General features: G+C 68.2%; 8 protein-coding genes. 4 read left to right on the top strand and 4 right to left on the bottom strand.

Annotated features, from left to right (window positions below):
• Together RT309_RS07005 and RT309_RS07000 are read left to right on the top strand one after the other, a co-directional pair.
• Positions 1–493, top strand: a 493-nt coding sequence (locus RT309_RS07005; RefSeq protein WP_313356152.1) for a winged helix-turn-helix domain-containing protein, incomplete at its 5' end; no start/stop codon positions are given.
• 59 nt (positions 494–552) lie between these two features.
• Complete coding sequence (locus tag RT309_RS07000; protein ID WP_313356151.1) at positions 553–1,494, top strand: DNA-3-methyladenine glycosylase 2 family protein; 942 nt, start codon at positions 553–555, stop codon at positions 1,492–1,494.
• Positions 1,495–1,664: 170 nt separating this feature from the next.
• Here the strand turns inward: RT309_RS07000 and RT309_RS06995 are convergent, their stop codons facing one another.
• From RT309_RS06995 to RT309_RS06980, 4 genes are read right to left on the bottom strand one after another with little or no spacing between them, the layout of a single operon-like run.
• Positions 1,665–2,420 carry an ATP-binding cassette domain-containing protein gene (locus RT309_RS06995; RefSeq protein ID WP_313356150.1) on the bottom strand — a complete coding sequence of 252 codons (756 nt, stop codon included), beginning with the start codon at positions 2,418–2,420 and terminating at the stop codon, positions 1,665–1,667.
• The gene (locus tag RT309_RS06990; RefSeq protein ID WP_313356149.1) at positions 2,417–3,463 is read right to left on the bottom strand and encodes an iron chelate uptake ABC transporter family permease subunit; all 1,047 of its coding nucleotides are present in this window, start codon (positions 3,461–3,463) and stop codon (positions 2,417–2,419) included. Before RT309_RS06990 ends, RT309_RS06995 begins: the two co-directional genes overlap by 4 nt.
• A gap of 4 nt (positions 3,464–3,467) precedes the next feature.
• Positions 3,468–4,505, bottom strand: coding sequence for an ABC transporter permease (locus RT309_RS06985; protein WP_396654426.1), 1,038 nt, complete (start codon positions 4,503–4,505; stop codon positions 3,468–3,470).
• A 31-nt stretch (positions 4,506–4,536) separates the two neighbouring features.
• Positions 4,537–5,529, bottom strand: coding sequence for an ABC transporter substrate-binding protein (locus RT309_RS06980; protein ID WP_313356148.1), 993 nt, complete (start codon positions 5,527–5,529; stop codon positions 4,537–4,539).
• Between the two features lie 85 nt (positions 5,530–5,614).
• Here RT309_RS06980 and RT309_RS06975 point away from each other — a divergent pair, with 85 nt between their 5' ends.
• Together RT309_RS06975 and RT309_RS06970 are read left to right on the top strand one after the other, a co-directional pair.
• The gene (locus tag RT309_RS06975) at positions 5,615–6,382 is read left to right on the top strand and encodes a siderophore-interacting protein (RefSeq protein WP_313356147.1); all 768 of its coding nucleotides are present in this window, start codon (positions 5,615–5,617) and stop codon (positions 6,380–6,382) included.
• Positions 6,383–6,524: 142 nt separating this feature from the next.
• Positions 6,525–7,376, top strand: an 852-nt coding sequence (locus tag RT309_RS06970; RefSeq protein WP_313356146.1) for an alpha/beta fold hydrolase, incomplete at its 3' end; no start/stop codon positions are given.

Here is a 7,376-nt window from a genome sequence, read left to right as displayed (position 1 = left end):
CGAGCTCGCTCCGAGCGCCGAGACGCACGCCACCGTCGCTCTCGCCCCGCAGTCGGCCGGCGGCCGCGACCTCGACGTCGTGCGCCTCGCCCTGCATGAGCCCGGCGCCATCGCCCGCGCCAACGCCGCTGTCGAGGAGGAGAAGGACGAGGAGTCCGGCGTCGTGGTCGACATCTCCCGCAAGCGCGTGCTGCTCGACGGTGAATCCGCCTCGTTCACCTATAAGGAGTTCGAGCTGCTGCAGTACCTGGTGCTGCGCGAGGGCCGCACCATCGAGCGCAGCGAGCTGGTCTCGGCGCTGTGGCAGGCATCCACCGACGACGAAGCCCCCGGCGAGCGCACCATCGACGTGCACGTGCGTCGCCTGCGCGCCAAGCTCGGTCGCCATGAGGACATCGTGCGCACCGTGCGCGGCGTCGGCTACCGCTTCGACCGCCACGCCGACGTGTCGATCCGCTACGGCCACGGCACCCCGTCGCCCGACCGCTTCTGAGCATCCCTCCGGCGCTCCCCCCAGGGGCCGATGTCAGAGACGGCGCGTAAAGTGCCTGCATGACCCTGATGACGGATGCCGCCGCTCTCGCGCCGGCGCGCGAGTCCGTCTATCGACCGCCGCATCCGCTTCATCTCGGCCGCACGGTCGGGATGCTGCGACGCGGCGGCGGCGATCCGACGATGGTCATCGACGGCGGGCGGATCTGGATGGCCTTCCGGACGGATGCCGGCATCGCGACGCTCTGCCTTCGTCAGGGATCCGACGGGATCCATGCCTCGGCCTGGGGTCCGGGCGCTGACGAGGCCATCGACGTCGTTCCGCGGTTGTGCGGCGACGACGACGATGACGCCGGATTCGTCATCGACCACCCACGGCTCGAAGAGGTGGCGCGGCGGCATCCGGGCATCCGGATGGCCCGCACCGACCGCGTCTTCGACGCGCTCGCCTGCGCGATCATCGAGCAGAAGGTCACCGGCATGCAGGCGTTCGGTGCCTGGCGGTATCTCGTGAGCCGGTTCGGCGAGCGCGCCCCGGGCCCTGTGCCCCGTCCCATGTTCGCCTCCCCCTCCTATGAGGTGTGGCGCGGCATCCCGTCATGGCAATGGCACCGGGCGGCCGTGGAGCCGCCCCAGTCGCGCACCATCGTCGCCGCGGCGCGCCGCGGCGCGAGCATCGAGCGGGCCACCCTCGCCGCCGTCGACGGAGCCGACCGGGATCGCGTGCTGACGAGTCTGCACGGCGTCGGGGTGTGGACCTCCGCCGAGACGCGCATCAGGGCACTGGGCGACCCCGACGCCGTGAGCGTGGGCGATTACCACCTGGCCCACGAGGTCGGGTTCGCGCTCACCGGCCACCGCACCGATGACGACGGGATGCTCGAGCTGCTCGCCCCGTGGAGCGGGCACCGGCAGCGCATCGTCCGGCTGATCTGGGCATCCGGCTCCCGCGAGCCGCGTCGCGGCGCCCGCCTCGCCCCCGAAGACCACCGCGACCGCTGATCGGCTCGCTACCGCCCCTCGCTACCGCCACTCGCGCCCGTCGCCCGCGACCGCCCCTCGCCGATGAGAAACCACAACCCGCATGAGAAACACCGCCACGCCTGGTTTCTCATGCAGAACGTGGTTTCTCACGCCACACATGTTTTCTCACGCGGGGCGCGAGACGCCGGTCAGTAGTACACAGCGAGCGGGCCGTGCGGGCCGTCGATCACCTGCACGGGTGTCTCGAACACCCGCGTGAGCACCTCGTCGGTCATGATCTCGGCAGGGGTGCCGAACTCGACGACCCGGCCGTCCTTCATGGCGCAGATGCGGTCGGCGTAGTGCCCGGCGAAGTTGATGTCGTGCAGCACGATGACGATCGTGCGGCCCAGCTCGTCGGCCGCGCGGCGCAGCTGCGCCATCATCGTGACCGCGTGCTTCATGTCGAGGTTGTTGAGCGGCTCATCGAGCAGCACGACATCCGTGTCCTGTGCGAGCACCATCGCGACGTACGCGCGCTGACGCTGACCACCGGAGAGCTCGTCGAGGTAGCGGTGCTCGAGCATGCCGAGGTCGAGGAAATCGATCGCGCGACTGATGATGTCCTCATCGGCCCTGGTCAGCCGTCCCTTCGAGTGCGGGAAGCGCCCGAAGCCGACCAGCTGACGCACGGTCAGCCGGGTGACGAAGTGGTTCTCCTGACGCAGGATCGAGACGACCTTCGCGAGATCGGCCGACTTGGTCGACGCGACGTCGAGTCCCGCAATCGCGATGGAACCGGCATCCATCCCCATCAGCCGCCCCACCATCGTGAGCAGCGTCGACTTGCCGGCGCCGTTCGGGCCGATCAGAGCGGTGATGCCGCCTTCGGGGATGACGAGGTCGACCGGACCGATCGCGACGTCGGTCGCGTACTCGCGGCGAACTTTCTCGATGGTGATCACAGGCGGCCCTTCTTGAGGATGACGATGAGGAACACGACCCCGCCGACCAGCTCGATGATGATCGAGACGACGCCCTGCGCGTAGAAGACGTTGCGCATCACGAAGTACGCGCCCGACAGGATCGTGAAACCTGTCAGCACCGCCACAGGGAACACGAGACGGTGGTCGTCGGACCCGGCGAACTGGTACGCCAGCGTCGCGACGAGGAAGCCGAGGAAGGTCATCGGCCCGACCAGCGCTGTCGATGTCGCCATCAGCACGGCGACGAGGAAGAGCGTGACCATCAGCTCGCGCCGGTGGTTCACGCCGAGCGCGTTCGCGGTGTCGGCGCCGAGCGCCATCACGTTGAGCCGGCGGGCGCGCATCCACAGCAGAGCGGATGCCACGACGCACAGCGGCACGGCCAGCGGAAGGTACGAGGCATCGGCGTTGGAGATGTTGCCGAAGAGCCTCGCGGCGAGCACGTCGAACTCGCTCGGGGTGAGCAGTCGCTGCATGAACGTCGCCACGGCGCCGAGTCCCCCGCCGATCACGATGCCGATCAGCAGCATGATCTGCAGGTTGGCGTAGCGTCCGGTGAGCAGCCAGCCGTAGAGCAGCATCGCCAGAGCGACCATGACGGCGATCTGGATGCCGAACTGCAGCAGCCCCTGCATCGCGATGAGACCGGCGATGCCGAACAGGTAGACCGACGAGGTCTGCACGGCCCGGTACAGCGACTCGAACCCGAGGATCGAGGGCGTGACGATGCGGTTCGTCGCGATGGTCTGGAAGCTCACGGTCGCCACCGCCTGGCAGACGGCGACGATGATCATCACGACCACGTTGGTGAAGCGCAGCTCGGCGATGCGCCAGAAGCCGTCGGTGCCGAACGGCATCGGGTTGTCCCAGGCGAGGAGTCCGATGCCGAACCCGGCCGAGAGGACGATCAGGATGGTGAGCACGATCAGATAACGGCGCCGGGCACGGGCATCCGCGAACCAGCCTGCGGCGGCTCGCACCGGCGACGGCCGCACCTCATCCGGCCGCTTGAGCGCGTCCACCCGCCTAAGCACGGCGACGCTGCCTGAGCAGGAGGAGGACGAACACGACCGCGCCGACGATGCCGAGGATCAGCGAGACGGGGACTTCGAACGGCATCACGATGGTGCGGCCGATCAGGTCGCAGAGCGTGACGATCCCGATGCCCAGCAGGCACACCCATGGCAGGTTGCTGCGCAGGTCGTCGCCGCGCAGCATCGAGACGATGTTGGGCACGATCAGTCCGAGGAACGGCAGATTACCCACGACCACGGTGACGACGCCGGTGACGACGGCGATGAGTGCGGTGCCGAGCAGCATGATGCGGTCGTAGTCGAGACCGACGTTGGTGGCGATCTCCTCGCCGAGGCCGGCGACGGTCAACCGATCGGCGACGATGAAGACGATGACACCCACCGCGGCGACGATCCACAGCATCTCGTACTGCCCGCGCAGCACCGAGGTGAAGCTGCCGGCGAACCAGACGCCCAGGCTCTGCAGCGTGTTGGTGGCCAGCGCCAGGTACGTCGACACGGCGCCGACGACCGCACCGAGCATGATGCCCACGATCGGCACGATGAGCGACGAGCGCAGCGACACCCTCTTGAGGAAGAGGAAGAAGATCATCGTGCCGATGAACGCCGCGACGACGGCCCCCGCCATGCGCAGCGGCAGCGATGGGTGCGGCACGAGCACCATGACCGTGAGCAGGCCGAGTCCGGCCCACTCCGTGGTGCCGGTCGTGGTCGGCTCGACGAAGCGGTTCTGCGTGAGCAGCTGCATGACGAGTCCGGCCATCGCCATGGATGCTCCGGCGAGCACGAGCGCGATGGTGCGGGGGATGCGCGTGATCTGGAACATCTCGGCCCCATCGGGACTGCCTGAGATGTCGTAGACGCCGGTGAACAGCGAGGCGACCAGCAGGGCTGCGACGACGAGGATGCCGATCAGCAGCTTGCCGTCGAAGAGACGCCCGCGGGTCGCCGCGCTCCCGCGCCCGGCGGGAGCGGGAGCAGGTGCAGACAGAGGAAGGGTGCGTGTCATGGTGCGGGTGCGCGGTGGCATCCGGAATCGAGCGGATGCCACCGCGCGGAGGTCACTTCGCGGACTTCTCGAGCGCGTCGGCGAAGTCGTTGAGGAAGGTCGTGTACGTCTGGATGCCCTCGTTGAGGTACGTGTCGGTGGGCATGTAGACGATCTGGTCGTCCTTGACGGCCGTGACGGATGCCAGCGCCTCCGAGTTCTCGAGAATTTCGGCGGCCTGCACGTAGCCGGGCTCCCGGTCGGCGAACACGGCGTCACGGTCCATGACGAGGATCCAGTCGGGGTTCGACTTCGCGATGGCCTCGACCGAGATGTCGTCGCCCTGGTGGTCGTCGGTGGCGCCCTCGATCTCGAGCGCGGGGGTGAGGCCGAGGATGTCGAAGATCGGACCGAGCGTGCGGCCTGCGGTTGGGGCGATGTAGCCGATCTGTCCGCCGGAGGTCGTGACGGCCATGACCGAGTCGGCGTCGTCGTACGCGTCTTTCACGCGGGCGACGGCGGCGTCGAAGTCCTCGACGAGCTTCTTCGCCTCTTTCTGCTTGCCGAACACCTCACCGAGCACGGTCACCTGACGCTTGAGCTCATCGTCGAACGGCTCGCCTTCGCGGGGATCGAGCTCGAGGATGGTGGCGTCCGGCACGAGGTTCGCGATCTTGTCGTGGTGCTGGGTGAAGCGCTGACCGTTGATGATGAGGTCGGGCTCGACGGCGACGATCGACTCGAGGTCGGGCTCGTTGTGGTTGCCCAGGTCGATGATGCTGTCGTCGGCCTTGTAGTCGACGGTCGTGGGCATGAGGGCGACGGCTCCGGCGCTGAGCTCGATGCCCCAGTCGCTGAGGGTCTGGAACGTGCGGTTGTCGGTGGCGACGACCGACGTCGGCGGGGTGGAGATCTTGTGCGGACCGTTGTTGTCCTCGACCGTGACGGTACCGCTGGTGGGCATGGCCTCTTCGGCTTCGGCAGCGGGGCCGGCGGCGCAGCCGGCGAGAGCAAGGACGCTGACGAGACCGAGGGCGGTTCCGCCGAGGGTTCGGGGCACGGACATGGAGAGTCTCCTGTTCTGCGGGGATGGTGCGCGAGGCGCGCGGCGGCGAGTACGACCCCGCCGCGACTTAGGTTAGCCTTACTTTATGAGCGATGTGAAATCAGGTTTCTCGATCGAACGACAGAGCCTCGATCTGCGCTTCCGCGCCGCGACCCTCGCCGAGCGGGAGTGGCTCGCACCGAACTACGTGCGCGTGCGCCTGATCGGCGACCAGCTCGCCGGCTTCACGTCGCTCGGCGCCGACGACCACATGCGCCTGTTCTTCGCATCCGAACCGACCGACTCGGTCGACGAGCTGCGCGCCTCGCCGAGCCGCGAGTACACCCCGCTCGCGTGGGGCGAGGACTGGCTCGACGTCGAGTTCGCCGTGCACGGCGGCGAGGGTGTGGGCGCGCCGTGGGCGGCATCCGCTCCGCTCGGCTCGTTCGTGGGCGTCGGCGGGCCGCGCGGCTCTGCGGTGCTGACCGGTACGCCCGGCTCGTGGATGCTGGTCGGCGACGAGACCGCGATCCCTGCGATCCGGCGGTTCGCGGCGATGATTCCCGCCGGTGCGGCGGCGCGGATCGTGATCGAGGTCGCTTCGGAGGCCGACCAGGTCGACATCGACGCGCCGGTCGCCGCCGAGTGGCTGCACCGCGGCAACGCGCCGGCGGGCTCATCGCTGGTCGCCTTCCTCGACACTCTCGACGAGACGGATCCCGTGGGCGCCGACCCCTTCGTCTTCATCGCCGCCGAGCAGCAGATCGTCAAACCCGGCCGCGCACTGCTCGCCCGCTGGGACGTCGACGTGTCGAAGGCGATCGTGAAGGGCTACTGGAAGCGCGACGAGGCGGAGTACCACGCTCCGCACTGACGCGCGTTGCCGCTCTCGCGTCAGTGCATTCCTGCGAGACCTGGTTTCCAGCACCAGACGGATGCCCTGAACCTGAGGCTCGTGCTGGAACGCAAGTCTCGAGCATCCTCCGGGGTGGGAACGCGTGCGACAGACTGAACGCATGCCTGATCCGACTTCTCGCGTGCAGCCCGTGCTCGCCGAAGCCGATCTCTTCGACGCGCACCCGGCTCAGTCGAACGGCACGGGGGTGCTGCTGCTCGCCGGCTCCAGTGGACGACTCGAGAGCGGCCGAGCGATGCTGCTCGCGACGCACGGCGCTCGAGTGCGAGCGGTGCGATGGTTCGGCGGCGAGGATCAGCGGCCCACCCCCCATGAGGTGCCGATCGAGCTGTTTATCGAGCAGATAGGCGTTCTCCGCCGAGACTGCGACCGCGTGATCGTGTTCGGAACGTCCTTCGGCGCAGAGGCGGCGCTGGTGACGGCGACCCTCTGCTCGGTCGACGCGGTGATCGCTGTAGCTCCGACCTCGATCGTGTGGGCAGGTGCACACGACGGCGCCTGGTCGTCGCACTGGACACTCGCCGGTGATCCGCTGCCGTACACACCTTTCGATCACGACTGGGCTCCGGATGCCGATCCGCCTGCGTTCCGCAGCCTCTACTCCTCGAGCATGCGGCGCTTCCCCAAGAAAGCGGCGGCAGCCCGCATCCCCGTCGAGAAGATCACTGGTGACGTGCTGCTGATCGCGGGCGGAGACGATCAGGTCTGGCCATCCGCCTGCTTCGCGCAGCAGATCATCTCGGCGAGAGAGAAAGCAGGGCTCCGTAGCACGCTGGTCTCGCATCCGGATGCCGGGCACCGGCTGCTTCTGCCCGGCGAGCAGCCGGCCACCGGTGGAATGAGGATGGCTCGCGGAGGCACGCCGAAGGCGGACGCAGAGCTCGGAGAACGCGCATGGCCGGAGATCTCCCGAAATGCAGGAGGGATGCCTGACATCGCTCCTGCATTTCAC

This window comes from Microbacterium sp., from assembly GCF_032084865.1.
Classification (GTDB): domain Bacteria; phylum Actinomycetota; class Actinomycetes; order Actinomycetales; family Microbacteriaceae; genus Microbacterium.
This window is presented reverse-complemented; position numbering and strand designations above follow the sequence as displayed.

Bases quoted from the DNA above. Each gene is read 5' to 3' on its own strand.
- RT309_RS06975 (WP_313356147.1), top strand. From the start codon at position 5,615: ATGAGCGATGTGAAATCAGGTTTCTCGATCGAACGACAGAGCCTCGAT.
- RT309_RS07000 (WP_313356151.1), top strand. From the start codon at position 553: ATGACCCTGATGACGGATGCCGCCGCTCTCGCGCCGGCGCGCGAGTCC.
- RT309_RS06980 (WP_313356148.1), bottom strand. From the start codon at position 5,529: ATGTCCGTGCCCCGAACCCTCGGCGGAACCGCCCTCGGTCTCGTCAGC.
- RT309_RS06985 (WP_396654426.1), bottom strand. From the start codon at position 4,505: ATGCCACCGCGCACCCGCACCATGACACGCACCCTTCCTCTGTCTGCA.